The 25842-nt window shown below is 70.0% G+C and carries 20 protein-coding genes; 13 read left to right on the top strand and 7 right to left on the bottom strand.

From position 1 onward, the window contains the following. The first annotated feature begins 52 nt into the window (after positions 1-52). Genes DDF62_RS14415 through DDF62_RS14405 form a run of 3 tightly spaced genes read left to right on the top strand, consistent with a single transcriptional unit; the run spans position 53 to position 4240 of the window. Complete coding sequence (locus tag DDF62_RS14415) at positions 53-1750, top strand: ABC transporter transmembrane domain-containing protein (RefSeq protein ID WP_208866870.1); 1698 nt, start codon at positions 53-55, stop codon at positions 1748-1750. Then, positions 1734-2801, top strand: coding sequence for an efflux RND transporter periplasmic adaptor subunit (locus tag DDF62_RS14410; protein WP_116489733.1), 1068 nt, complete (start codon positions 1734-1736; stop codon positions 2799-2801). The genes DDF62_RS14415 and DDF62_RS14410 overlap by 17 nt, the downstream gene beginning before the upstream one ends. Continuing rightward, positions 2801-4240 carry a TolC family protein gene (locus DDF62_RS14405; RefSeq protein WP_116489732.1) on the top strand — a complete coding sequence of 480 codons (1440 nt, stop codon included), beginning with the start codon at positions 2801-2803 and terminating at the stop codon, positions 4238-4240. Before DDF62_RS14410 ends, DDF62_RS14405 begins: the two co-directional genes overlap by 1 nt. 38 nt (positions 4241-4278) lie before the next feature. Here DDF62_RS14405 and DDF62_RS14400 read toward each other — a convergent pair whose 3' ends face one another. Then, complete coding sequence (locus tag DDF62_RS14400; RefSeq protein ID WP_116489731.1) at positions 4279-5172, bottom strand: LysR family transcriptional regulator; 894 nt, start codon at positions 5170-5172, stop codon at positions 4279-4281. Between the two features lie 295 nt (positions 5173-5467). Here DDF62_RS14400 and DDF62_RS14395 point away from each other — a divergent pair, with 295 nt between their 5' ends. The 5 genes from DDF62_RS14395 (at position 5468) to DDF62_RS14375 (ending at position 10890) form a co-directional block, all read left to right on the top strand. Continuing rightward, positions 5468-6331 carry an alpha/beta fold hydrolase gene (locus DDF62_RS14395; RefSeq protein ID WP_116489730.1) on the top strand — a complete coding sequence of 288 codons (864 nt, stop codon included), beginning with the start codon at positions 5468-5470 and terminating at the stop codon, positions 6329-6331. A 2-nt stretch (positions 6332-6333) separates the two neighbouring features. Continuing rightward, positions 6334-8019 (top strand): D-lactate dehydrogenase, encoded by a 1686-nt coding sequence (gene dld, locus DDF62_RS14390; protein ID WP_116489729.1) that lies wholly within the window; start codon positions 6334-6336, stop codon positions 8017-8019. Positions 8020-8060: 41 nt separating this feature from the next. After that, on the top strand, positions 8061-8912 hold the full coding sequence (locus DDF62_RS14385; RefSeq protein ID WP_116489728.1) for a fumarylacetoacetate hydrolase family protein: 852 nt from the start codon (positions 8061-8063) through the stop codon (positions 8910-8912). Positions 8913-8946: 34 nt separating this feature from the next. Next, positions 8947-9918: an MBL fold metallo-hydrolase gene (locus DDF62_RS14380; protein ID WP_116489727.1), complete on the top strand. Its 972-nt coding sequence runs from the start codon at positions 8947-8949 to the stop codon at positions 9916-9918. A gap of 147 nt (positions 9919-10065) precedes the next feature. Continuing rightward, positions 10066-10890 carry an alpha/beta fold hydrolase gene (locus DDF62_RS14375; RefSeq protein WP_116489726.1) on the top strand — a complete coding sequence of 275 codons (825 nt, stop codon included), beginning with the start codon at positions 10066-10068 and terminating at the stop codon, positions 10888-10890. Positions 10891-10977: 87 nt separating this feature from the next. Here DDF62_RS14375 and DDF62_RS14370 read toward each other — a convergent pair whose 3' ends face one another. From DDF62_RS14370 to DDF62_RS14355, 4 genes are all read right to left on the bottom strand, one after another. Continuing rightward, a complete protein-coding gene (locus DDF62_RS14370; RefSeq protein WP_208866869.1) occupies positions 10978-12381 on the bottom strand; it encodes an amidohydrolase in 1404 nt (467 codons plus the stop codon). Positions 12382-12389: 8 nt separating this feature from the next. Beyond that, on the bottom strand, positions 12390-15683 hold the full coding sequence (locus DDF62_RS14365; RefSeq protein WP_208866868.1) for a TonB-dependent receptor: 3294 nt from the start codon (positions 15681-15683) through the stop codon (positions 12390-12392). 401 nt (positions 15684-16084) lie between these two features. Continuing rightward, on the bottom strand, positions 16085-16717 hold the full coding sequence (locus DDF62_RS14360) for a flavin reductase family protein (RefSeq protein WP_116489724.1): 633 nt from the start codon (positions 16715-16717) through the stop codon (positions 16085-16087). Positions 16718-16725: 8 nt separating this feature from the next. Beyond that, a complete protein-coding gene (locus DDF62_RS14355) occupies positions 16726-17511 on the bottom strand; it encodes a GntR family transcriptional regulator (protein ID WP_101719162.1) in 786 nt (261 codons plus the stop codon). A gap of 273 nt (positions 17512-17784) precedes the next feature. Between DDF62_RS14355 and DDF62_RS14350 the strand changes: the two genes are divergently transcribed. From DDF62_RS14350 to DDF62_RS14330, 5 genes are all read left to right on the top strand, one after another. After that, the gene (locus DDF62_RS14350) at positions 17785-18963 is read left to right on the top strand and encodes an ABC transporter substrate-binding protein (protein WP_208866867.1); all 1179 of its coding nucleotides are present in this window, start codon (positions 17785-17787) and stop codon (positions 18961-18963) included. 3 nt (positions 18964-18966) lie between these two features. Next, a complete protein-coding gene (locus DDF62_RS14345; protein WP_116489722.1) occupies positions 18967-19845 on the top strand; it encodes a branched-chain amino acid ABC transporter permease in 879 nt (292 codons plus the stop codon). Next, entirely contained in the window at positions 19842-22313 is a 2472-nt protein-coding gene (locus DDF62_RS14340) for an ATP-binding cassette domain-containing protein (protein ID WP_208866866.1), read from the top strand. The genes DDF62_RS14345 and DDF62_RS14340 overlap by 4 nt, the downstream gene beginning before the upstream one ends. Positions 22314-22478: 165 nt before the next feature. Further along, a complete protein-coding gene (locus tag DDF62_RS14335) occupies positions 22479-23039 on the top strand; it encodes a winged helix-turn-helix domain-containing protein (RefSeq protein WP_116489720.1) in 561 nt (186 codons plus the stop codon). Between the two features lie 69 nt (positions 23040-23108). Beyond that, positions 23109-24068 carry an alpha/beta hydrolase fold domain-containing protein gene (locus DDF62_RS14330; protein WP_116489719.1) on the top strand — a complete coding sequence of 320 codons (960 nt, stop codon included), beginning with the start codon at positions 23109-23111 and terminating at the stop codon, positions 24066-24068. On the opposite strand, the gene DDF62_RS14325 is transcribed toward DDF62_RS14330, so the two are convergent. Together DDF62_RS14325 and DDF62_RS14320 are read right to left on the bottom strand one after the other, a co-directional pair. Then, a complete protein-coding gene (locus DDF62_RS14325; protein ID WP_116489718.1) occupies positions 24065-25510 on the bottom strand; it encodes an OprO/OprP family phosphate-selective porin in 1446 nt (481 codons plus the stop codon). The two genes, DDF62_RS14330 and DDF62_RS14325, sit on opposite strands and share 4 nt — an antisense overlap. Positions 25511-25613: 103 nt before the next feature. Continuing rightward, the coding region (locus DDF62_RS14320; RefSeq protein ID WP_133244926.1) for a cation:dicarboxylate symporter family transporter at positions 25614-25842 on the bottom strand (229 nt) is incomplete at its 5' end.

Below are 25842 nucleotides of genomic sequence, written 5' to 3'. Positions count from 1 at the left end.
GACCTCGCGGCATGGACGAAGCGTTCGTCGGCGAGATCAGGCAGAGGCGGACGTGGCGACGACCGAACGTATCGGATTTAGGGAAGCGACAAGGTGGCTGTCGGAGATCGTGGGTCCCGACGTCGCCTATGTGAAGCTCGGCATCGTCTACACCCTGGCCATAGGCCTGATGTCGCTCGCGACGCCGATCTCGGTCCAGCTGCTGATCAACAGCGTGGCCAACATCGCCCTGCCCGCGCCCCTATGGACGCTGTCGGGGGTGCTGCTGGCGCTGCTGCTGATCGTGGCCGCGCTCAGCGCCCTGCGGGTCTATCTGATGGCGGCGTTCGAACGCCGCGTGTTCTCGCGCGTGGTGGCCGAGATCACCATCAGGGCCGTGCACGCCCAGAACCCCTTTTTCGGCGACGCCAGCCGAGGCGATCTCTTCAATCGCTACTTCGACCTCACCGTCGTCCAGAAGGCCGTGCCGGGCCTGGTCATCGGCGCCTTCACCATCCTGCTGCAAGGCATGGTGGGACTGACGGTGACCAGTTTCTATCACCCGTTCTTCCTGGCCTTCAACGTCGTGCTGGTCGTCGCCGTCGTCCTGGTCTGGCTGATCTGGCGGCGTGGCGCGATCACCGGCGCGGTCGCGCTCAGCCACGCCAAGCACAACGCCGCGCGCTGGCTCGAGAGCGTCGGCGGGTCGAACGGCTTCTACAAGTCCAGTCGCCACCTCGCCTTCGCCATGGACCGGTCCGAAGCGATGACCGCCGCCTATGTCGGCGCGCACAAGCGCTACTTCCGCTCCAGCTTCGCCCAGACCCTGAGCTACCTCCTGATCTACGCCCTGGCCAGCGCCGCCCTCCTGATGCTCGGCGGCAACCTGATCCTGCGCGGCGAGCTGTCGATCGGACAGCTGGTGGCGGCCGAACTGATCCTTTCGGGCGTGTTCTACGGCGTCTCGCAGCTGGGCTACTACCTCGACACCTTCTACGACCTGGTCGCCAGCGCCGAAGAACTGTCCCTGCTCTTCTCCATCCCGCAGGAAAAGCCGCCGGCCCGCGGCGCGGGCGCGCCGACCGACGGCGCGTTGCGGCTGATGGACGTCAAGCTGGACGACGCCCGCTTCGACTTCGCCCTCCCCGCCGGCGAGCAACTGGTGGTCGCCGCCGACCCTGGCGCCGAGCGCAAGCTGGCCCTGGTGCTCAAGCGCCACGTCCATCCCGAGCGCGGCCTCGTCTCGATCGGCGGCGCCGACCTCGAGGCGCTCGACATGTACCTGCTGCGCTCGCAGGTGCTGGTGCTCGACCGGCCGACGATCGCCGAGGTCACGATCCGCGAATATCTGGCGATGGCCGCCAGCGACGTCTCGGCGACCCGGATGCTCGAGGCGCTGGCCGTGGTCGGCCTGCAGGAACGCATCGCCCAGCTGCCCAAGGGCCTGGACACGCCGCTCGCCGCCACGGGCCACCCCCTCAGCCTGGGGTCGATGATGGCGCTGCGCCTGGCCAACGCCCTGCTGGTCGAGCCCAAGCTTCTCGTGCTGGGGCAGTTGTACGATCTCCTGCCCTCGCGGACCCTGGCGGCAGTCCTCCAGGTGCTCAAGGCGCGCGGCGCCACCACCCTGCTGTTCACCGGCCGGCCCGAGGACATGGTCCTCGACGGCTGGCTGCACCTTGGCCTCTCCGAGCAACGCCGCTTCGCCTCGCTCGCCGACCTTCAGGACCACCTCGCCAACCGGGGGGAAGCCCATGCCATACCGTCCTGAGCACCTTTCCCACTTCAAGACCCTGGCGCAGCAGCGCCCGCCCCGGCTGGTCGTGGCGCTGGGCTGGATGGTCTCGGCCGGCATCGTCGCCTCGCTGGCGATCCTGTTCTTCGTGCCCTGGATGCAGACCGCCCAGGGCAGAGGGCTGGTGGCGGCCCCCGATCCCACCGATCGCGCCCAGGACGTCTCGGCGCTGGTCGGCGGCCGGGTCGAGCGCTGGTACGTGCAGGACGGCCAGCACGTCGAGGCCGGCGACCCGATCGCCCGCATCGCCGACCTCGATCCGAACCTCCTGACGCGCCTCGCCGAAGAGCGCGCGCAGGTCGAGGCCGAGATCGCGGCCGTCCGCCAGGCCCAGTCGGTGGCCGACATCGACGTCGGCCGCACGCGCCAGTTGCTGGCCGAAGGCCTGGCCGCGCGCCGCGACTTCGAGCAGGCCCAGATCAAGGTCGCCGACGCGGGGGCCAAGCTGGCCGAGGCTCGCGCCAAGCTCAACCGCATCGACGTGCAGCTGAACCGCCAATCCGCGCAGATGGTCAGCGCGCCCCGCAGCGGACGCATCCAGAACATCAACGCCGCCGCCGGCGGCGGCCTGGTGTCGGCCGGCACGGTGCTGGCGGTGGTCGCCCCCGAACACACCGAACGGGTGGTCGAGCTGTTCATCGACGGGCGCGACGTGCCGCTGGTGCGCCCCGGTCGCGCGGTCCGGCTCGAGTTCGAAGGCTGGCCGGCGATCCAGTTCAGCGGCTGGCCGGCGGTGGCCCAAGGCCTGTTCGACGGCCGCGTCCGCTCGATCGATCCGACGGCCGCGCCTTCGGGCCTGTTCCGCATCCTCGTCGAGCCGATGCCCGGCAAGACCCCGTGGCCCGACCAGCGGTTCGCCCGGCTGGGCGGCAAGGTGCGCGGCTGGGTGCAGGGCGAGACGGTTTCGGTCGGCTACGAACTCTGGCGCCAGCTCAACGACTTCCCGCTCGACTTCGGCCAGGCCGCCGCGACGCCCGCCGGCGCCCCGGCCAAGGGCGACGACAAGGATGCGGCCAAGACCAAGTGATGCTCCGACTGTCCCTGACCCTCATGCTGCTCTGCTCGGCGCCCGGCCTGGCCGCCGCCCAGGCGCCGATCACGGCCGAAAAGAGCGCCGCGCCGCTCACCCTCGCCGAACTGCTGACCGTCTCGGCGCGCTCCTCGTCGCAGATCGTCGAGCAACTGGCGCGCGAACGCCAGGCCCGGAGCCGCGCGCTGACCGCCGAAGGCGCCTTCGACACGGTGTTCTCCGTCGAAAGCCGTTCGCGCGCGCTCGGCTACTATGACGGCGACCAGGTTGAGGCGCGCGCCACGCGGCCGTTCGGCGACAACGGCGGCTATGTGTACGGCGCCTATCGCCTCTCGCGCGGCGACTTCCCCGTCTACGAGGATCAGGCCCACACCAACGCGCTGGGCGAAGCCAAGATCGGCGTGCTCTACGCGCTGCTGCGCGACCGCCTGGTCGACGAGCGCCGCACGCGTCGCACCCTGGCCGCCTCCGACATCGACATCGCCCGCTTCGAGCGCCAGGCGGTGGCGATCGGCGTGCAGACCCGCGCGATCATCGCCTATCAGAACTGGATCGCGGCGGGCTGGCGGCTGAAGGCCTATCGCGATCTGCTGGGCCTGGCCGAAAGCCGGCGCGGCGGGATCCAGCGGCAAGTCCAACTGGGCGCGAAGCCCGAGATCCTGCTCACCGAGAACGAACAGAACCTGGTGCGCCGCCGCGCGCTGGTGGTGCGCGCCGAAGGCGACCTGCAGGTCGCCGCCAACGCGCTGTCCCTCTACTATCGTGACGCAGAGGGCCGGCCGGTCATGGTGGATGAAGGCCGGTTGCCGATGGCGGCGGATGCGCTCGCCGGCGTCAAGGTCGCGGCCGCGAACGCCGATCCCGCCGCCACGCGCCCGGACCTGCGGGGCCTGCTGTCGCGCGTGGACCAGTCTCAGGCCCGACTCGCGCTGGCGCATAACGACCTCAAGCCCCGCTTCGACCTGCGGCTGGAGGTCGGCAAGGATGTCGGCTCCGAAGGCCTGGGCGGGCCCAGCCGCACGCCGACCGAAGCGGTCATAGGCTTTCGCTTCTCGATCCCGCTCCAGAACCGGGCGGCCAGGGGCAAGCTCGACGAGACCCGAGCCGAGATCGACGCGCTCCAGGCTCGCGGGCGCTTCCTGCGCGACCAGATCGCCGTCGAGGTCGAGGGGATAGGCGTCGCCCTGCATGCGGCCGAGCGCCTGGCCAGGGCGGCCGAGCAGGAGCGCGACCTGGCCGACCGCCTGGCGGCGGCCGAACGGCGCAGGTTCGAACTGGGCTCCAGCGACTTCTTTCTGGTCAACCAGCGCGAGGAGACCGCGACCGACGCGGCCGTTCGCCTGGTCGATGCCAGGGCCCGCATCGCCACGACCCGCGCTGAGCTGGCGGCCGCGACGGTGGACCAGGCCGCTCTAGGCCTGGACGCGATCGAATGAAGCAGGCCGCGCGCGCAGGGACGCCGCCAGGCTGATGCTCAAGGGCAGGTCGGCCCCGTCGCGGGAAGCGACTGCTCGAGACTCCTGACGAACGTGCGGACCTTCGGCGGGATCATGTGCGAACTGGGATAGACGGCCCAGATCCCCAGCGGCTCGGGCTCGGCGTCCTCCAGCAGGATCTGCTGAACATCCGCATGTTCGAAGGCCGGATCGACGTACCAGCGCGACAGGTTGGCGATACCAAGCCCGCCCCGGCACGCCTCGTAGACAGCTTCGATCGAACTGGCCGAAAAACGCCCCGCGACCTTCTGCTTCAACGACTTTCCCTCGCGAACGAACGCCCAGTGCGACGCGCCGGTGGCGACCAGGCACTGGTGGGCGGCGAGGTCGGCCAGGGTCTTGGGCCGGCCGAACGCTTCCAGATAGGCGGACGAGGCGCATAGAGCCCTTGGACTGTCAGCCAGTCGTTTCGCCGCGAGCCGATTGTCCCTGAGCGGCGCGATGCGGATCGCGACGTCGATGCCCTGCCCCACGATGTCCACCTGATCGTCGGTCGTCAGCAGATCGACCTGAAGCGCGGGGTGATCCCGCATGAAGGACGGCAGCATCGGCGCGACGACCTTGCGACCAAAGGCGGTCGAGGCGGTTATCCTCAGGCGCCCGGCAAGGCCTTTGCCGTCCGGGCGCAGGTCCGCCAGCGCGCCCGCTCGTCCTTCCAGCAGGGCCACGGCATGCGGCAGGAAGATCTCGCCGTCGGTGGTGGGGGACAGCGAGCGCGTGGTCCGGTGGATCAGCCGCACGCCGAGTTCGGCCTCGAGGTTGCTAAGGCTGCGAGACGCGGCCATGGCGCTGAGCCCCAGGCGTCGCGCGGCGCCGGCCAGGCTGCCGACCCGCACGGCCTCCACGAAAATCTCGATCTCGGCAAAGTCCATTATCTCGAATTCCGTTGGGCCGACGTAACGACATCTGCGTCTACAGCGATCCCAGATATAGTTCCATATCGCCTTCATCGTCACAGCCACCCCAGCGGACAGCCGCTGGCTCCCGGTGGCCGGTCATTGTCGCAGAGGCGAACATGAACAGCTTGTCCGCGCTTGAAGCAGAGGCGCATCGCCTCTCACGGCCGCGCCTGCGACCATCGCCACGCCCCTGCGGGTGATCGCAGCATCTCGGCGGCGCTGATCGCCGCCCGGCCTTTTCCCTCTTCGCCAGAACAAGGATTGCAGGATGACCCAGGTCGTCAACCATACCCTGCGCGCCAACGGTATCCGCCAGAGCTACATCGACGCCGGCGAAGGCCCGCCGGTCGTGCTGCTGCATGGCTTTCCCGAAACCAACTATGCCTGGCGCCACCAGATCCCCGTGCTGGGCGAGCTCTACCGGGTGATCGCGCCGGACCTGCGCGGCTACGGCGAGACCGACAAGCCCGCGACCGGCTACGACAAGCGCAACATGGCCAGGGACCTGGCCGCCCTGCTGGACCAGCTCGGCGTCGGCAAGATCGCGCTCGTCGGCCACGACCGCGGCGCCCGCGTCGCCACCCGCTTCGCCAAGGACTACCCCGAGCGGGTCGACCGCCTGGTGGTGATGGACAACGTGCCCACGCGCATCGTCGCGCGCGAGATCAACGCCGAGATCGCCAAGGCCTACTGGTTCTTCCTGTTCCACCTGGTTCCCGACCTGCCCGAGACGCTGATCGCCGGCCGGGAGGAGCAGTGGCTGCGCTGGTTCTTCTCGGACTGGAGCTACGACCCCACGGCTATCTCCGGCGAGGCCTTCGACACCTATGTGCGCGCATATCGCGCGCCCGGCGCCGTGCGCGGGGCCATGGCCGACTACCGCGCCAACGCCGAGGACGTGGCGCAGGACACGGCTGACGCCGAGGTCAAGATCACCTGCCCGACTCTGGCGCTGTGGGGCGCCGACTTCGGCGCGGTCGGCAAGATGTTCGACATGCCCAAGGTCTGGTCCGAGATGGCCGACAACCTGCGCGCCGTTCCGATCGAGCGCTGCGGCCACCTGCCCCACGAGGAACGCCCCGAGGCGGTCAACGCGCTGCTGCTGGAATTCCTGCAAGGCTGGAAGGGCTGACCATGAGCGCGCTGCTCCGTGAACTGAGGACCATCGTCGGCGATCGCCACCTTCTGGTCGGCGAAGGCCGGACAAGGCGCTATCGCACCGGCTTCCGCTTCGGGTCCGGCGCGGCCCTGGCGGTGGCCCGCCCAGGCAGCCTGGTCGAGCTGTGGCGGGTCGTGAACGCCTGCGCGCGGGGCGGCGTGATCATCATCATGCAGGCCGCCAACACCGGCCTGACGGGCGGCTCCACGCCGGACGGCGACGCCTACGATCGGGACGTCGTCATCGTCAGCACCACGCGGCTCGACGGCATCCACATGGTGCGCGACGGGACCCAGGCCATCTGCCTGCCCGGCTCGCGCCTGTTCGAGCTCGAGGAGAAGACCGCCGAGATCGGGCGCGAACCGCATTCGCGGATCGGTTCGTCCTGCATCGGCGCCTCGATCGTCGGCGGCGTCTGCAACAACTCCGGCGGCGCGCTGATCCACCGCGGCCCCGCCTACACCCAGATGGCGCTCTACGCCCGGATCGCTGACGACGGCGCGGTCCAGCTCGTCAACCACCTCGGGGTGCGGCTCGGCGAGGATCCGGAGACGATCCTCGCCCGCCTCGACGCGGGCCAGTTCACCGAAGGCGAGGTTGTCGACGATCCCGCCCGGCTCGGCTCGGACCCGCGCTACCAGGACCATGTCCGCGAGGTCGACGCCGATACCCCCGCGCGCTTCAACAACGACCCCCGACACCATTTCGAGGCCTCGGGAAGCGGCGGCCACGTGGTGGTCTTCGCCGTACGGCTCGACACCTTTCCCCGTGAGGAACGGATCGTCGACTTCTACATCGGGACCAACGACCCCGGCGAACTGACCGCCGTCCGTCGCCACATCCTGGGCGCGTTCCAGTCGCTGCCGATCCAGGGCGAATACATCCATCGCTCGGCGTTCCGCCTGACGGCGCGCTACGGCAAGGACACCTTCCTGGCCGTCCGCCATCTGGGCGCGCGCCACCTGCCCCGGCTGTTCGCGCTGAAGGGGCGTTTCGACAGCCTGGTTTCACGCGCTCCCTGGGCGCCGAAGGACCTTTCGGACCGGGCGATGCAGGTTGTCGCCGGCCTGTTTCCCCAACACCTGCCGGCCCGGATCCGCGACTTCGACGAACGCTACGAGCACCACCTCATCCTCAAGATGGGCGGCGCGGGCGTCGATGAGGCGCGCGCCTTCCTGTCCGACGCCTTCCCGTCGGCCCAGGGCGCCTTTTTCGAGTGCACGCCCGACGAGGGCGACCGCGCCTTCCTGCACCGCTTCGCCGTCGCCGGGGCATCGATCCGCTACCGCGCGCTTCACCGCGACGAGGTCGAGGATTTCGTCGCGCTCGACGTCGCCCATCGACGCAATGACGAAGACTGGGACGAGAAGCTGCCTGCCGATCTCGCCGACCAGATCGTCGGCGTCAGCTACTGCGGCCACTTCTTCTGCCACGTCTTCCATCGCGACTACCTGCTGAAGAAGGGTCGCGACCCGCAGGCCTTCGAGCACGCCATGCTGGCGCTGCTCGACGCGCGCGGGGCCGAGTATCCCGCCGAGCACAATGTCGGCCACCTCTACCCGGCCAAGCCCGCGCTGGAACGGCACTACCGCGCGCTGGACCCGACCAACAGCCTCAATCCCGGCGTCGGTCACACCTCCAGGAACGCCAACTGGGCCTGACCAGGAAGCCCCCAGCCCCACACCACGAAAGGGACCCCTCCATGAAACTCGCGCGCATCGGCCCGCCCGGTCACGAACGCCCCGCGATCCTCGACGCCGAAGGCCGGCTTCGGGACCTTTCCGCCCATGTCGCGGATATCGGCCAGGAGGCCTTGTCGCAGGCCGAACTCCAGCGGCTCGCCGCGATCGACGTCCACACGCTTGCGGTGATCGAGGCGCCCGTCCGCTACGGCCCGCCGGTGGCCGAGGTCGGCAAGATCATCTGCATCGGCCTCAACTACACCGATCACGCGGCCGAGGTGGGCCTGCCGGTTCCCACCGAGCCGACAGTCTTCATCAAGGCCAGCCGCCCCAGCGGCGCCAACGACACCGTTCGCCTGCCCAAGGGCGCCGAGAAGGGCGACTGGGAGGTCGAACTGGCCATCGTGATCGGCAAGGGCGGCCTCTACATCGAGGAGGACGACGCGCTCGACCACGTCGCCGGATACTGTCTGTTCCACGACGTCTCCGAGCGGTCCTACCAGATGGAACGCGGCGGCCAGTGGACCAAGGGCAAGAGCTTCCCCGGCTTCGCTCCGCTCGGCCCCTGGCTGGTGACCACCGACGAGATCGGCGATCCCGGCGATCTCGGCATCTGGCTCGAGGTCAACGGCGAGCGACATCAGGACGGCTCCACCCGCAACCTCGTCTTCGGCGTCCGGCGCCTCGTCAGCTACCTCTCGCGCTTCTTCGCCCTCGAACCCGGCGACGTGATCGCCACCGGCACGCCGGCGGGCGTCGGGCTGGGCCTGACCCCGCCGCGGTTCCTCAAGGGCGGCGACACCGTGAGGCTCGGCATCGACGGGCTGGGCGTCCAGGCGCAGCGGATCCTGGCCTGGGAAGACCCACGCTGACACCGCCCCCATCAAATTTGCACAGGAGAACCCGATGAAACTCAGATCCGCGCTTGCGGCGACCTTGCTGCCGGCCATGGCCGTGGCGATGGCGCCGCCGCCCTCGCTGGCCGCCGCGCCCATGGCGGCCCAGCGACAGGCGCCAGGCTTCTATCGAATGCATGTCGGCAGGTTCGAGGTGACCGCCCTGCTGGACGGAACCCATCCCTTCCCGGTCGACAAGCTCGCCGTCGGGGCCAAGCCGGGCGAAACCGAAAAGCTCCTGGCCAAGCATTACCTCGCCTCGCCGGTTGAGGGCATGATCAACGCCTTCGTCGTGAATACGGGCGATCGCCTGGTGCTGGTCGACACCGGCGCGGGCGACCTTTACGGCAAGGAGGCGGGCGGCCTCTCGCAGGCGCTTCGCGCGTCGGGCTACGCGCCGGAACAGATCGACGACATCTTCATCACCCACCTGCACGAGGATCACGTCGGCGGCCTGGTCAAGGACGGCCGGATGGTGTTCCCCAACGCCGCGGTTCACGTCTCCAGGCGCGACTTCGACTTCTGGACCGATGACAAGAACCAGGCCGAGGTCGACGCGCTGCTGAAGCCGTTCTTTCCCTCCGTGCAGGGCGTTCTACGCCCCTACGTCGAGGCCGGCAGGCTCATCCCGTTCGAAGACGCCGCCCAGGACCTGATCCCGGGCCTGCGCCCCGTTCCCAGCCCAGGCCACACGCCCGGCCACACCAGCTACCTGCTGCACGACGGCAAGGACGCGATGCTGTTCTGGGGCGACACGGTCCACGTCGCCGGCGTCCAGTTCGACGATCCGCATGTGGCGATCAAGTACGACTGGAAGGTTCCCGGCGCGATCGCCAGCCGCGACAAGCTCCTCGCCGACGCGGTAGGCAACGGCTGGTGGATCGCCGCCGCCCACATCTCTTTCCCGGGGATCGGTCACATCGCCGCCAGCGAAGCGCACGGCTACGCCTGGGTTCCCGCGAACTACACGCTCAACCGATAGCGACGGCCCCGGGAGCACGCCCCCCGCGCTTGGCCGCGAAAGGCCCCCGGCGCGCTCCCCTCAAGTGAGTTCCAACGGTTCCAGCAACGCGGACGGCCAACAGCCCCGTCCGTGAATGCGAACGCTCGTCTGCAATGGAGATACGACATGACGAACTTCGTCGCCGCCAAGGATGGCGCGCAAATCTACTTCCGGGATTTCGGAGAAGGCCGACCGATCGTCTTCTCCCATGGCTGGCCGCTCAACAGCGACGCCTGGGACGGGCAGATGCAGTTTCTCGCCAATGCCGGCTTCCGGGTGATCGCCCACGATCGGCGCGGCCATGGCCGCTCCGATCAGCCGGCCGCCGGCTACGACATGGACACGTTCGCCGACGATCTGGCCGCCGTGATCGACGCCCTCGACCTGAAGGACGCGATCCTGGTCGGTCATTCCATGGGCGGCGGCGAGATCGTGCGCTACGTCACCCGCCACGGAACCGGCCGCGTTTCCAAGCTCGCCCTGCTCGGCGCCATCACGCCGCTGATGGGAGCCACGGCGGGCAATGCCGACGGCGTGCCGATCGCCGTCGTCGACGGCGTGCGCACGGCGCTGATGGACAACCGTTCACAGTTGTTCCTCGATTTCCCCGAGGCGTTCTTCGGCCTGGACCAGGACGGCGCGGCCAGAAGCGAAGGCTGGCGCATGGCCTTCTGGCGACAGGGCATGTCGGGCGGCCTGCACGCCCAGTACGCCTGCATCGAGCAGTTCTGGGCCACGGATTTCCGGGAGGAGATGAAAGCGATCTCCCTCCCCGTCCTGGTCATCCATGGCGACGCCGATCACATCGTCCCGCTGGAAACGACCTCCAGGCGGGCGGCCGAAATCCTGCCGAACGCGACGCTCAAGATCTACGAGGGAGCCTCGCACGGCTTCCCCGTCACCCATCAGGCCCAACTCAACGCCGACCTCGCCCAGTTCGCCGGCGACTGAGTCCGGCACGGGCCCTGGTCGTGGCCCAAAGGCTCAAGGTCGGCGTCGACCCGCCCCGTCGTGGCGACGGAGCGGGTCGATCCGGGATCAGGCGCGGGCGGCCTTGAACCCGCCCGCCGCCACGACACCCCGGTGCAGGACAACCTGCCGAGGCGTCAGACGGGCCACGGCCTCGGCCGAGCTGGCCGCATCCACGAACACGCAGTCGGCCGCGTCGCCGGCCTTGGGCCATTGCTGCTCACCCGTCGGCGACAGCGGCGTGATCCCGCCGGTCGGGATCTTCAGGGCCTGGCCGATGGCCTGCTCGTCCGACCAGCCGTAGAGCTGACAGGCCAGCTTGGCCTTCTCCAGCACGTCGCCGCTGCCGAACACCGACCAGTGGTCGATGACGCTGTCGGTGCCGGTGAACACCTTGACGCCCGCCGCCTGCAAGGCCGGGATCGGCATAACCCGGCCGCCGAACGGCACGGTGGAGGCCACCGACACGCCCGCCGCGGCCATGCGCCCGGCCAGCTCGGTCAGGGCCGGCTTTTCCAGCGACATCAGCGAGAAGCCGTGGCTGATCGTCACCCGGTCCTTCAGCGCCGGATTGCGGGCGGTGATGTCGGTGATGCGCGAGATGGCGGCCGCGCCGCTCTCCCCCGGCTCGTGGATGTGGATGTCCACCCCGGCCTTCTCGTCCAGCGCCACCTGCATCATCAGGTCGACCGACCGCTCCATGCCGCCGTCGACAGTGGTGGGATCGATGCCGCCGACATAGGCCGCGCCCGCCCGCACGGCCTGGCGCATCTGCTGCTCCAGGCCGATGCTGGCGAAGCCGTGCTGCGGGAAGGCGACGATCTCGTAGCCGAAGTCGGGCTGGTGGCGGTCGAGCGCGGCTTTGAGCTTCTCGACGTGCTTGGTCCCGATCACCGGATCGACGTTGCACTGACTGCGGGCGAAGGTGGTGCCATAGCCTTGCAGCAGCGCCACCAGGGCCTCGGCGCGGGGCTCCAGCGTCGGCAGCAACTCGGGCAGTAGCTTCTGCTCCAGCTTGATCTGGCCGGCGATGCCGCCCTTGCGCTTGCGCGGCGCCTGCCAGGGACCGCCGTAGAAGGTCTTGTCGAGGTGGATGTGCATGTCGCGGAACGACGGCAGCATCAAGAGGCCGCCGGCGTCGTGGACGACCGCGCCGGGCGGGATCGCCGCGCCGGCCGGCAGGACGGCGGCGATCGCCCCCTTCTCGATCTTGAGGGTCTTCAGCTCGGTGCGGGTGGCCACGACCTCGTCGCCCTCGCGCTCGTAGCCGGTCTCCAGGCGGACGTTGCGCAGGAAGTATGTCGCGCCCGCCGCCGGCCCCTTGGCCGGAGCGGCGACGGAAGCCGAAGGGGCCGAAGCGGCGAGGCCAAGAGCCCCCGCCGCCAGGCCGCCGGCGCCCAGCAGCGCGCGGCGGGAGAGATCGGCCGTCGGGGCGGCGGAAACGGAAGGGGTGTTGAACATGCGATCGCTCATATCGGCCTCTAGAACTTGTAGCGGACGCCGAGCTTCACCTGCCAGACGGACTGGGTGTTGAAGCTGGTGGCGGCCTTCGACGTGAACTTGTCGAACTGGTAGAAATTCCCCTGCCCCGCGGCGCAGCCGACGCCGGCGAACTGGCAGTTGCGGGCCACGATATTCGACGAGACGTAGGGGTTGGGCACCTGCTGGATCACGCCCCACTTGTTGTTGAGCATGTTCCCCAGGTTCTCGATGTCGACATAGATCTCGGCCTTGGCCGCGTGCGGGAAGAAGGCCGGGGCCTCCTGGCTGAGGCGCACGTCGATCGTGGTCACCTCGGGCGACTTGAAGGCGTTGCGCGGCGTGATCTTGCCCGCGTAGTCGATCAGGCCGGTCTTCTGCAGGAAGGCGTTGAAGGCGGCGAAGTCGAAGCCCGGCGCGTAGGAGATGATCGGGTCGCTGGTGGCGGTGACCAGGCCGTTCTGGGTCTTGGGCACGTATAGCAGCTGGCGATTGCGCGAGGCGTTCGAGCCGTTCTCGCCCACCAGCACGTCGCCGGGCTGGGCGGCGTTGGCGCCGACGTCGAAGGTGTAGCTGAACGGCAGGCCCGAACGGCGCTGGGCGAACAGGCTGATCCCGGTGCGATAGCCCGAGAAGAACTCGCGGCGATAGCTGAGCGACAGCTTGGAGAGATTGCGGAACTCGTAGTTCGAGGTCGCCAGGCCCGGGTCGTTGGGATCGTCGGCAGCCACGCCGTTGTAATTGGCCGCCGCCACGGTGCTGATGCCCGGATTGACGTCCTTGGAGCTGATGTAGGTGTGCGAGACCTGGGCGTCCAGGCCGTCCAGCCAGCCGCCCGACCAGCGCTTGCCTAGCGCCACGCCCAACTGGTCGGTGTGACCCTGGCTCGTGTTGGTGACCAGGATGTCGTAGCGGTTGTCGCGGCCGCGCAGGAAGGTCGGGCGGCCATCCGGGGCGGCCGGGCCGGGATTGGCCTCGCTGTAGAGGTCGCGCCAGGTGACGGCGTCCTTGACCTCGGTACGGATGTACTCGGCGCTGACCCGCCAGTCGTCGCCGCCGAAGCGCCCCAGGTCGAAGTACTTCTGGACGCCGATCGAGGCCTTCCACGACGACTGCGGCTTGAAGTCGGGATCCAGGATGTTGGTCAGCCCCTGCCCCGTCGCGGCGCTGGCGGTGTTGAGCTGCTGAACGGCCGGGTTGACGGTCTTGGCGTCGACGTTGTTCAGGCCCGCCAGGCAAGCGGCGCTGGTCGTGGCGGTGCGGGCGCAGTTGACGTTACCGAGCACGATGCCGGTATTGTAGAAGGTGTTGGCCGTCCACACCGTGGGCGAGCCGCCGCCGAACAGGCCCACGCCCCCATAGACCGTCAGGGTCGGGTCCGGCTGCCAGTTGAAGCCGAAGCGCGGCTGCAACAGGTGCTTGCCATCGAGATTGGCGCTGTTGTCCAGGCCGTAGCGGGCCATGATCACGGGGTTGGCCTGCGGGCTGTCGCTCTGCTCGAACCAGTCGTAGCGCAGGCCCGCCTTCAGGGTCAGGTTCGGCAGGATCGCCCACTCGTCCTGCAGGTAGACGGTGTTCATGGCCGAGTGGATCGTGGCCCCGCCGTGCGCCTTGATGTTGTCGCCGGCGTTGGCGTAGGCCAGCGACGAGGCCCGCCTGGCCTCCAGGTCGGCGATGGAGTCGAAGACATAGGCGCCGTTGGCGTTCTGGACGAAGACGTCCCAGATCTTCAGCCCCTCGCGCTCATAGCCGCCGGTGATCTTGTGGGCGCCCAGGGTGTAGACGCCCTTGGCCCGGTACTGCTGCAGGTAGGTGGTCAGCTCGTTGGCCTGATAGGAGGCGTCGGTGCCGGCATAGATGCTGGGCCCGACGCCAGCGCCGTTCACGAACACCCGGAACTGGGCGTAGTCCGTGCCCGCCAGCGGCGTCGAGGGATTGTCCATCTTCTTGTACGAGGCCGACAGCTCGGTGGTGAAGTTGTCGGTCCAGTTGGAGAACAGCTGGGCCTTGTAGACGTCGAGATTGTTCTCGCGCTCGATCCACTTCGACAGCAGGCCAAGCGACGTCGAGGCGCCCGTCAGGGTGTTGCCCGAGGCGTTGAGGTTGGAGCCGTAGGTGCGCTGGTAGGAGACCGTCGCGCGATGTCGGTCGCTGATGTTCCAGTCCAGCTTGATGAAGTATTTCTCGTCGAGATTGCGGAACTGCGAGGCCGAATAGCCCAGCGGGTCGTAGCCGTAGACGCGCTTTATGATCTCGCGCACCTGCTCGGCCTGGGCGACGGTGATCCCCGGAACTTCGTTGGGCATGCCCGAACCGACCGGGCCGGTCAGCGACGGCTCGACGCGCTCGAACTTCTCGTAGTTGGCGGTGAAGAACAGGCGATCCTTGATGATTGGGCCGGTCAGGGTGGCGCCCCAGGTCTTTTCCGAGAACTTGCCGCCCAGGGTGCGCTTCTGGCGCGAACCGTCCTGGAAGTCGTCGTACTCGAACTTCTTGCCTTGCAGGTTCTGGTTGGTGTTCTCGAAGAACACCATGCCGTGGAAGGCGTTGCCGCCCGACTTGGTCGTGGCGTTCATGGTGCAGCCGCCGAACGAGCCGTAATTGACGTCATAGGGCGCCAGCTCGACACCCAGGGTCTCGACCACGTCCATCGAGATCGGCGAGCGCTGGGTCGGATAGCCGTTGGCCTGCAGGCCGAAGTCGTCGTTCTGGCGCACGCCGTCGATGGTCAGCGAGTTGGAGCGGTTGTTGGCCCCGCCGCAGATCAACGCCTTGCTGTTGGTGGAGTCGATGGCCACGAACGGGTTCATCCGCGCCAGGTCTTTCAGGTCACGGCTGATCGACGGCGCCAGCTGGATCTGGGCGGCGCTGAAGTTGGAGCTGGGACCGGTCTTGAGGTCCTTGGCGCCGACCGAGGCGGCGGTGACCACCACCGCGTCGACCGATCCGCCGTCCAGCGCGAAGTTCAGCTGGAAAGCGTCGCCGGTGTTGATCGCCGGCACCTCGACGGTCTTGGTCCCGTAGGTCTCGGAGTTGGCCGTCACCCGGTAGGGACCGCCCGGACGCAGGTTGCGGGCCGAGAAGGCGCCGTCGGCGCTGGTGGTCGCCGTCGTGGTCGTGCCCGAGGGCGCGTGGACGATGGTCACCTGGGCCCCGGCCACCGGCGCGCCGGCCTCGTCGGTCAGCCGCCCCTGGATCGCGCCGGTGATCACCTGCGCCTGGACCACCGCGGGCGCGGCGACCATCGCGATCACCCCGATCGCGGCGCCGGCCGAAAGCCTTCTCATGAACGTCATCGCCATATCCCCTGTTGCGAGTGCGGCGCGCGTATCCCCACGCGGCCGTGTCCTCGGCGGCGGGATCGGCACGGTCGCCGGGCCGCCAGGGACGACTTCAGGGAAACTGGAATTTCGTCGATGATCTAAAATTAAATCGTCGACGATTTGATAAATCAGTGTCGACGTTATGTCTGCCGGTTTTTTCGGCCACGCGGCATGGCGAGGCGCCCGGCCTTGGGGCGCCGCGGATCATCGAATGAAGTTTTGGGGCGGGTGGGGAGTCGACGGATCGTCGACGATCTTCCGGGCGCGGACGAGCCGGGCTGGATCGCCTCGCCGCGACACCAGCCACTACCTCCGAGCTTCCCCGCGAAGACGGGTTGAGGGGCGGCCCGATAGAGAGCCCGCCACCCCGACACCTAGATGCGGTCGATCTCGGTCTCGCGCACCTTGCCCGCCTCGTCCTCGAGCGAGAACCGGTCGCGGGTGGTGACGTAGAAGCTGGCCCCGAAGCGGCCGACGGGGAAATAGTCCTGCAGGCTGACCCGCCAGGCCTTGGTGTCGATCAGGCCCTCGCGGGCGTGCAGGTGCAGCACCTTGCCGAAGAAGATCAGCCGGCTGTCCGTGCGGATCGTCTCCCACAGGGCGCATTCGAAGGCGACGGGAGCCTCGGCGATGCGCGGCGGGGCGATCTCGACCGAGGGCGCCGTGGTCAGCCCCACCTTGTCGAGCTCGCTCTGGTGGGCGGGCAGCGCCTCGCCGCAGGCGTGCATCTTGGCGGCGATGGCCTCGTCGGCCAGGTGCACGACGAACTGGCCGGACGTGACGATGTTGGCGGCCGTGTCCTTCAGCCCGCCCGAGGCCAGAAGATTGATGCTGATCATCACCAGCGGCGGCTCCTCGCCCAGCATGTTGAACATGCTGAACGGAGCAGCATTGACCACGCCGTCGGCGTTGATCGTGGTCACCAGGGCAATGGGCCGCGGCACGATCAGGCTCGCCATCAGCTTGTAGCGTTGATAGGCGGTGATGCTGGCGAAATCGACGTGCATGGCGCGGCTCAGGCCAGGTTCAGCATCTGGGCCAGGGTCTTCACCGAGGACGGCCGCTCAAGGCAGATCCGTTCCTCCAGGCCGACCAGGTGGGCGTTCATCGCCGCCACGGCGCGCTTGGCGTCGCCCTTGGAGATGGCGTCGACGATGTCGCAATGCTCCTCGTGCTCGCAGGCCGCATTGCCGGCCGGCTCGTACAACGCCACGATCAGCGAGCAGCGCGAGATCAGCTCGGTCAGGTAGGCCAGCAGGATCGGGTTGCCGCCCAGGGCCGCCACCCGCAGGTGGAAATTGCGCGCCGTCTGGGCCCAGGCCGGCTGGTAGGCGTTGGCCATGGCCTCTTCTTCCTGGTGCAGCAGGGCGTGCAGTTCCTCGATGTCCTTGCCGCTGTGGCGCTGGACGGCCAGTTCGACCAGGGCGGCTTCCAGCGCGCGGCGGGCCTCGAAGATCTTGCGGGTCTCTTCCGGCGTCGGGGCGGCCACGACAGCGCCGCGATTGGGCCGCAGCTCGACGATGCGGTCATGCTCCAGCCGTTGCAGCACCTTGCGCACCACCGCCCGGCTGACGCCGAACAGCGAGCACAGGGCCGGCTCGGGCAGCTTGGTGCCCGGCGGCAGACGCTGGTTCAGCACGCCGTCGAACACCGACTGGTAGATCCGCTGCTCCACATCGGCCCCGCCGTCGACGGCGGCGATGCCGGCCATGTCGGTCTTGGCCGGACCACGGCCGGCCTTGCGCGCGCCGGCGGCGGTCGAGGCGGTCTTGCGCGGCTTGGCCGAGGGCGTCTGGGTCATGAAATCCGCCGAAACTGGTGATTGCGGTTGTAGGCGCCCGCATCGAGCCCGATGCAACCGGGGATCCGCGCCAACCCACCGCCTTGACGACACGATGCCGCGATCGCGAGCAGATTTGCAATGGCGAATGTCGACTTTCTGCACAGTCAGAATGTCGACGCATAATTCTTCAAATCGTCGACGATTTTATGAGCCGATGCGCGAGCGACGCGATTAACTCGCCTTCGAACACGGCCCGCCGCCCACGCGTCGCGCCAGCTCAAGAGGTGTCTCGTGTCGAATCCGTCCCGCCGCATGTTCGCCGTCGGAAGCCTCGCCGTCCTGCTGGCCGCCTGCAAGGGCCAGGGCGGCGCGGGGCCGGTGAAGATCGGGCTGGTCACCGCCCTCTCCGGCCAGTCGGCCCGCTCGGGCGAGGCCATCACCCGGGGCCTGACCGTGGCCATAGACGAGATCAACGCCGCCGGCGGCGTGCTGGGCGGACGCAGGCTGGAACTGGTCCGCCGCGACGACGAGAGCAACCCGGCCCGGGGCGTCACCGCCGCCCGCGAACTGATCCACCGCGAGAAGGTCGCCGTGCTGTTGGGCGGGCTCGACACCCCGGTGGCCCGCGCCATCGTGCCGATCGCCAGCCAGGCCAAGGTTCCCTTCATGGTGCCGTGGGCGGCCGGCACGGCCATCACCCAGAACGGGACCAGCCCCAACTTCGTGTTCCGCGTCTCGGCCGTCGACGAAGAGGTCGACAAGGCCATGGTCGCCTACGCCCGCGAGACCTTCGCGGCCAGGCGCCCCGGCCTGATCCTGCTCAACAATCCCTGGGGCGAGTCCAACGAGAAGGGTCTGAAGGCGGCGCTGGAGGCGGCCGGCTCCCCCCTCGCCGGCTCCGAACGCTTCGAGCCGTCGGACGTCGACGTCACACCCCAGCTTGGCCGCCTGCGCGCGGCCGGCGCCGACGCCCTGCTGCTGGTCGGCACGGTGGGTCCGTCGGCCCAGGTGGTGCGCTCGCTCGACCGCATGGGCTGGAGCGTTCCGGTGGTCTCGCACTGGGGCCCGGCTGGCGGGCGCTTTGGCGAACTGGCCGGCCCCAACGCCGGCCGCGTGACCTTCGTCCAGACCTACAGCTTCGCGGGCCCCATCACCCCCGCGCGCGACAAGGTCCTGGCCGCCCTGATGGCCAAGTATCCCGACATCAAGTCGCCGGCCGACATCTCGCCGGCCGTGGGCGTGGCCAACGCCTACGACGCACTGCGCCTGACGGCGCTGGCCATCGACAAGGCCGGCTCGACCGACGGCGACGCCGTGCGCAAGGGCTTCTCCGCCATCGAGCGCTACGAGGGCCTGATCAAGACCTACGAGCGCCCCTTCGCCGACGGCCGCCACGACGCCCTGACGCAGAAGGACTATGTCTGGGCCCGCTTCGAGGGCGACGCCATCGTGCCGGTCCAGCGCGGCTAGGCCATGGATCTTCTGGCTCCTCTCCTCAGCGGCCTGGCGCTCGGCAGCATGTACGGGCTGATCGCGCTGGGCTTTCACATCACCTTCTCGGTCTGCGGGGCGCTGAACTTCGCGCAAGGGACCAGCGCCATGCTGGGCGCGGTGCTGCTGTTCACGCTGGAACGCACCCTGGGCTGGCCGATGCTGCTGGCCGCGCCCGCCACGATCGCGCTGTGCGGCCTCTACGGCCTGCTGGTCGAGGGGCTGGCCGTGCGGCCATTCCTCAAGCGTAGGTCCGACGCCTGGCTGATGGCCACCGTCGCCCTGGGCCTGGTCACCGACAACGCCACGCTGTTCCTGTTCGGCACCGAGCCGCGCAGCCTCAGTTCCATCCTGACCGCCTCGTCGGTGAGCGTCGGCGGCGCCTCGCTGGGCGTCTATCCGCTGCACCTGCTGATCCCGGTCGTGGGCCTGGCCACCGCCGCCGCCCTGCACTGGATCAGCCGCAAGACCCTGCTGGGCACGGCGATCCTGGCTGTGGCCCAGAACCGCGACGCCGCCAGCCTGATGGGCATTCCCGTCGGCGCGATGATCGCGGCGGCCTTCGCCGTCTCCTCGGCCCTGGCCGGCATGGCCGGCGCCCTGGTCGCGCCGCTGTTCACCATCCAGCCCGACATGGGCGTCGTCCTGGGCCTGAAGGCCTTCGCCGTGGCCATCCTCGGCGGCCTCAAGAACCCGTGGGGGATCATGGCCGCCGGCGTGCTGTTCGGCGTGGTCGAGGCCGCCTCCGCCAGCGTGCTGGGCTCGGGCTACACCCAGATGCTGACCTTCGGCCTGGTGATCCTGGCCCTGGCCCTGCGCCCCGACGGCCTGCTGGGCCGGGCCGAGGTGCGAAAGGTATGAGCATGCGTTCCCTCGGCTCCACCCTGGCCGCGCTGGGCGCGGTCGTCGCCGCCCTCGTCCTGGCCGGCGTCCTCGACAGCTACTACGCCTTCGTGCTGGGCCAGATCGCCCTGCTGGTGATCGTCGGCGTCGGCCTCAACATCCTGATCGGCCTGGGCGGCCAGATGTCGTTCGGCCACGCCGGCGTCTACGCCATCGGGGCCTATGCCGTGGCGGTGCTGACCACGCGCCTGGGCGTCAGCTTCTGGATCGCCTGGCCGCTGGGCGCCCTGCTGGCCGGCGGCGTCGGCGCCCTGATGGCGATCCCAGCCCTGCGCCTGAAGGGGCCGTACCTGGCGATGGTCACCATCGCCTTCGGCCTGATCGTCGAGCACGGCCTCGTCGAACTGCGCGACGTCACCGGCGGCCAGAACGGGATCCTCGACATCCCCGCCCCCAGCCTGCTTGGCCAGACCCTGGACGCCAACGGCCTGGCCATGCTGGCCGTAGCCGTGGCGGCCGCCTCGCTGCTGGCCTTCGCGCGGCTGTCGGCCGGCGGCTGGGGCGCGGCCATGCGGGCCGTGCGCGACACCGATGTCGCCGCCGCGTCGGTGGGCCTGAACCCCACCGTCGTGCGGACCCTGGCCTTCGCCCTGTCGGCCCTGTTCGCCGGAGCCGCCGGCGGCCTTTTCGCGCCGATGGCCGGCTTCGTGACGCCCCAGACCTTCAACCTGACCCAGTCGATCCTGTTCGTGCTGGTGGTGGTGCTGGGCGGATCCGGTACGCGCGTGGGGCCTCTGCTGGGCGCGCTGGTCGTGGGCCTGCTGCCCGAGCTGCTGGCCGGGTTCGAGGCCTATCGCATCCTGGTGTTCGGAGCCCTCCTGATGGTGGTGCTGTGGTTGGCGCCGCGTGGCCTGACGGGCCTGTGGGACGCACCGCCGCTCAAGCGCAAGCCCGCTGCTCCCGCCGTCGCCGAGCACGCCCTGCCCCTCGCCGAACTCCTCGCCGCCCGCCCCCGCCTCGCCCTCACGGCCGAGGACCTGGGCATGCGCTTTGGCGGCCTGCGCGCCCTGGACGGCGCCCGCTTCTCGCTGCTCCCCGAACGGGTGACGGCCCTGATCGGCCCCAACGGCGCGGGCAAGTCGACGGTGATGAACCTGCTCAGCGGCTTCTACCGCCCGACCGACGGCCGCTGCCTGCTGGGCGATACGCCCCTGCCCCGCCAGGCCTTCGCCGCCGCCCGGGCCGGGGTGGCGCGCTCCTACCAGACCTCGCAGGTGTTCCAGAGCCTCAGCGTCGAGGACAACGTCCTGCTGGCCGCCCGCCGGGGCCGGCTGGGCGCGCCCCTCGTCCGCTTCGCCGCGCCCGAGCAGCGCGAACGAGCCCGCGCCCTGCTGGCCGCCTGCGGCTATACCGGCGACCCGACGCTTCCCGCCGGAGACCTCGCCCATGTCGACCGCCGCCTGGTCGAGATCGCCCGCGCCCTGGCGCTGGACCCCGACGTGCTGCTGCTGGACGAACCCGCCGCCGGCCTGTCGCAGGAAGACAAACGCCGTCTCGCCGCCCTGCTCACCGAGATCGCCGAGGCCGGTGTCGCCGTCGGCCTGATCGAGCACGACATGGGCCTGGTCATGGGCGTGTCCGACGCCGTCGTGGTGCTGAACGCCGGCGTGCAGATCGCGCAGGGAACGCCGGAAGAGATCCAGGCCGATCCGGCCGTGCGCGCGGCCTATCTGGGCGCGGCCCCTGCCTCCGCGCCCGTCGATCGCGGACCGGTCAGCCGGATGGACGCCCTGCGGGTGGTCAACCTGACCGCCGGCTATGGCGCGGCCCCTGTGCTGTCGGGCGTCGAGATCGAGGTGCGCCAGGGCGAGGCCGTGGCCCTGCTGGGCGCCAATGGCGCGGGCAAGTCGACCCTGATGCGGGTCATCGCCGGCCTGCATCCGGCCGCCGAGGGCCAGGTCGCCTTCGAGGGCGGCCTGTTGAACGGCCTTTCCGCCAACGAGCGCGTGCGCAAGGGCGTGGTGCTGTCGCCCGAGGGCCGGCAGGTGTTTCCCGAACTGACCGTGCGCGACAACATCCGCCTGGGCGCCTTCCTCGACCGCCGCGACCTGGAGGCCCGCACCCAGGAGATGCTGGCCCGCTTCCCCCGCCTCTCCGAACGCCTGCACCAGCGGGCGGGCCTGCTGTCGGGCGGCGAGCAGCAGATGCTGGCCCTGGCCCGCGCCCTGATGAGCCGTCCCAAGGTGCTGTTGCTGGACGAGCCGTCGCTGGGCCTGGCCCCGCGCGTGATCGACGAGATCTTCGGCGCCTTCCGCGACCTGCGCGACCAGGACCTGACGCTGCTGATCGTAGACCAGATGGCCGGGCTGGCGCTGTCGGTCTCCGACCGGGCCTATGTGCTGAGCGGCGGCGCGATCGTGGCCCACGGGACCTCGGCGCAGATCGCCGCCGATCCGGCGGTGAACGCGGCCTATCTCGGCGGCTGAACGGGGTCACGGTCACGCCATCGCGCAAGATTAGTTCTATCGGCGCAAAACGAATCCGCGCGAAACCGCCCCACGCCGTCCAGCACCGCCGCTGCTTCCCTGCTCGCCTTCGGCCCGTTCACGCTCGACCGCGAACGCCGCCTGCTGAGCGAGGACAGCCGGCCTGTGACGATCGGCAGCCGGGCCCTGGACATCCTCCTGGCCCTGATCGACGCCGACGGCGACCTCCTGAGCAAGGACCAGCTGCTGGCGCGGGTCTGGGCCGACGTGGTGGTCGACGAGAGCACCCTGCGCGTCCACATCGCCGGCCTGCGCAAGGCGCTGGGCGACGGCCGCGACGGCGCCCGCTACGTGCTGAACGAACAGGGCCGCGGCTATCGCTTCGTCGCCCCGGTCGAGCGGCCGGGCGCGGCGCCCGCCATTTCGCCGCCCACGCCGATCGCCCCCGCCCGCCCCCGGGCCGGCGCGCGCCGGATCGTCGGCCGCGACGCCATCGTCGACAGCCTGGTCCAGCTTCTGCCCGAGCGCGGCTTCATGACGGTGATCGGCCCAGGCGGCATCAGCAAGACCACCGTGGCCACGGCCGTCGCCGAGCGCGTGGCGCTGGCGCAGGGCCTGCCGTGGGTGTTCGTCGACCTGGCCCCCGTCGCCCAGTCGGAACTGGTCGCGGGGACCGCCGCCGCCGCGCTCGACCTGCCCGGCTCGGGCCGCGACGCCCTGGCCTGAAGGACCCCGCCTTGTCCTGCAACGACCTCGCCGCCGGCCCGGTGCTGCCCCCCCGCCTCGGCCCATCCGGTGCTCGACCCCGTCACCCAGCAGTTCGTCGACGAGCGCCTGGACCGTGCTTCCGCCCCCCTGCGCAACCAGTCGCTGGACCTTGCGCGCGCGGCCTTCGCCAAGGCCCAGGCGCCGCAGTCGGACCTGCCCGAGGTGGACGTGCTCGACCTGGTCCTGACCCTGGCCGACGGCGAGCGCCTGCCGCTGCGCGTCCTGCGGCCACCGGGCCGGTCCGCGCCCCTGCCGATCGTGCTCTACCTGCATGGCGGCGGCTGGATCATGGGCGGCGGCGGCACGCATGAGCGGCTGATACGGCGGCTGGCCCTGGGCGCGGAGGCGGCGGTCGTCGATGTCGGCTACGCCCTGGCGCCCGAGACGCGGCATCCGGCCCAGATCGAGCAGGCCTACCTGGCCCTGCTGGCGCTCACAGAGCGCGCGGCGAGCCTCGACCTCGACGCCGAGCGCATCGCCTTGGCCGGCGACGGGGCCGGCGGCGCGATCGCGGCGAGCATGGCGCTCCGGGTGGGGATCGCCGGGGGGCCGGCGCTGGCAGGTCAGGTCCTGCTGTGCCCGATCACCGCGCCCGTGGGGCAAAGCGCTTCCAGCCGGGCCTTCGCCGAGGGACCAGGCCCCACGGCCGACGACCTGCGCTACTGCGAGGCCTGCCTGGGCGCGGCGCCGGACGACGACACGCCCGCCTTCGTGCTCGACACGCCGCTGCGCCGCCTCTCGTCTCTGCCGCCGACCCTGATCGTCACCGCCGAGGCCGACGTCACCCGCGACGACGCCGAGGCCTACGCCCGCAAGCTGATGCGAGCCGGGGTCGAGGTCACCGCCGTCCGGACGATCGGGACGATCCACGACTTCGCCGTGCTCGAGGCGCTGCGCGACACGCCGCCCACGCGGGCGGCGGTACGCACGGTCGCCAGCTTCCTGCGTTCGGTGCTGGGCTTGAACGACCAGGCCGCCGCCCCCTAGAACTCCAGCTGCAGCCGGGCCTGGGCGACGGTGACGTCGGCGTCGAGTTCGCCGCCGGCGATCGGCCGGTTGTCGATCCGGGCGCGGGTCAGGTTCCCCGACAGTCGCACGTAGCTGTAGGGGTACCAGTTGGCGCCCAGCGTCACGGCGCGATAGGTCCCGGCCGTGGCCAGCCCCGTCTGCGCCGCCAGCGGGGCGACGCCATTGGCGGCCATGTCGCTGAAGTCGGCGTAGTCGTAGCGGGCGGCCAACTCCAGCGCGCCCAAGCCGCCCCGGTCCAGCGGATGGGCCACCCGGATCCGGCCGAACGAGCCGTTGGGATTATAGGGCCGCGTCTCGCCGGTCGCGAACCAGCTGGCCGAGGCGTAGGCCGTGACGATGTCGAAGTTCGGCCCGCCCAGCGCCGCGCTGACATCGGTCCCGATGCGGTCGACCCGGATCCGCGCCGCCTCGCCCTGCAGCGACAGGGCGCGATGCACCCAGGCCGCCTCCAGGCCCAGAGTGGTGTCGCCGTCGCCGACCGCGCCGGTCGAGAACAGCGTCGCGCCACTCGAAGCCTGCGGCCGGAAGGCGGTGTTGGCCGCCGCCGAATAGGTGAAGCCGGTCTCCCCGCCCCGGTCTCGCCGCCGCGCCCAGACGCCCAGGTGCAGGCGGTCGGCGTCCGACAGTTGCGGCGACCAGGTGGCGCGCACGGTGGCGCCCATACGCTCGACCGCCTGGTTGGGGTCATAACCGCCGACGGCGTCGGTGCGGTTGATGTTGTCGCCCTGCAGCGCGCCCCACAGCGACCAGTTGGTCCCAGTGCGCACCGCCTGCAGCGCCAGCACGTAGCCGGCGTCGATCACGTCGCCATAGGCGCCGCGCTCCATGAAGGTGATCGACTTGAACGAGGTCAGCCCCTCCAGCGAGGCGGCCTTCTGGTTGCCGACCAGCAGGCTGGTCTGCTTGTCGAGGCGATAGTCGATGATGGCGTCGTCCCAGCCCCAGGCGCCGCCGCTGACCGCGCCGCCTTCCAGGCGATAGCCCCAACGGCCGTTCTGCCCCTCGACGCCGAGGAACAGCTGCCGGGCCCGAAGCTCGCGGGCGTGATAGTCGGCCAGGCCGTCGCGCTGGGCCAAGGCGTCGACGGCGTCCAGCAGGATCCGCCCGCGCAGCTTGAACGTCGCGCCCGAGGGATCGGTGAAGCGCGGCGCGTTCTCCCAGCGCATCGGCTCCGGCGCGGCCTTGGGCGGCGTGGTCTGGATGACCGGCGCGGCGGCGGCGACCAGCGCGGAAACCGCCTGGGGCGCGGTCGTGACGGGCGCCTGGCGCTCCAGCACGTCGATGCGCGCCTGCAGGGCATGGATCTGGGCTTTCAGGAGGGCGAGGTCGGCGTCCTGGGCCTGTGCCGCGCCGGCGGCGCTGGCGGCCACGAGGGCCGTGGTGGCGAAAAGCATGCACATGGCTGCGTTCTCCCCGCCTCCCGCGCGGGGGCGCGGGAGGGAGACGAAGAGGGATGGAAAGGCCGCCACGGAAGCGGCCCAGCTTGCGGGCAAGTGGAGCGGCCTACTCGGCGGGCGCCGGCAGCGGCTCGGCGTCGATCGGCGCGGCCCGGCCGGCCAGGGCGGCGTCCAGCTGCTCCTTGTCCAGGGCCTTGTCCCAGCGGGCGACGACGACGGTGGCCACGGCGTTGCCGATGAAGTTGGTCAGGGATCGGCACTCGCTCATGAAGCGGTCGACGCCGAGGATCAGGGCCATGCCGGCGACGGGGACGCTGGGCACCACCGAGAGGGTG

Origin of the sequence: Caulobacter radicis, assembly GCF_003094615.1 — a bacterium.
GTDB classification, from domain to species: Bacteria; Pseudomonadota; Alphaproteobacteria; order Caulobacterales; family Caulobacteraceae; genus Caulobacter; species Caulobacter radicis.
The sequence above is the reverse complement of the archived record's forward strand: the minus strand, read 5'-3'. Positions and strand labels throughout refer to the sequence as shown.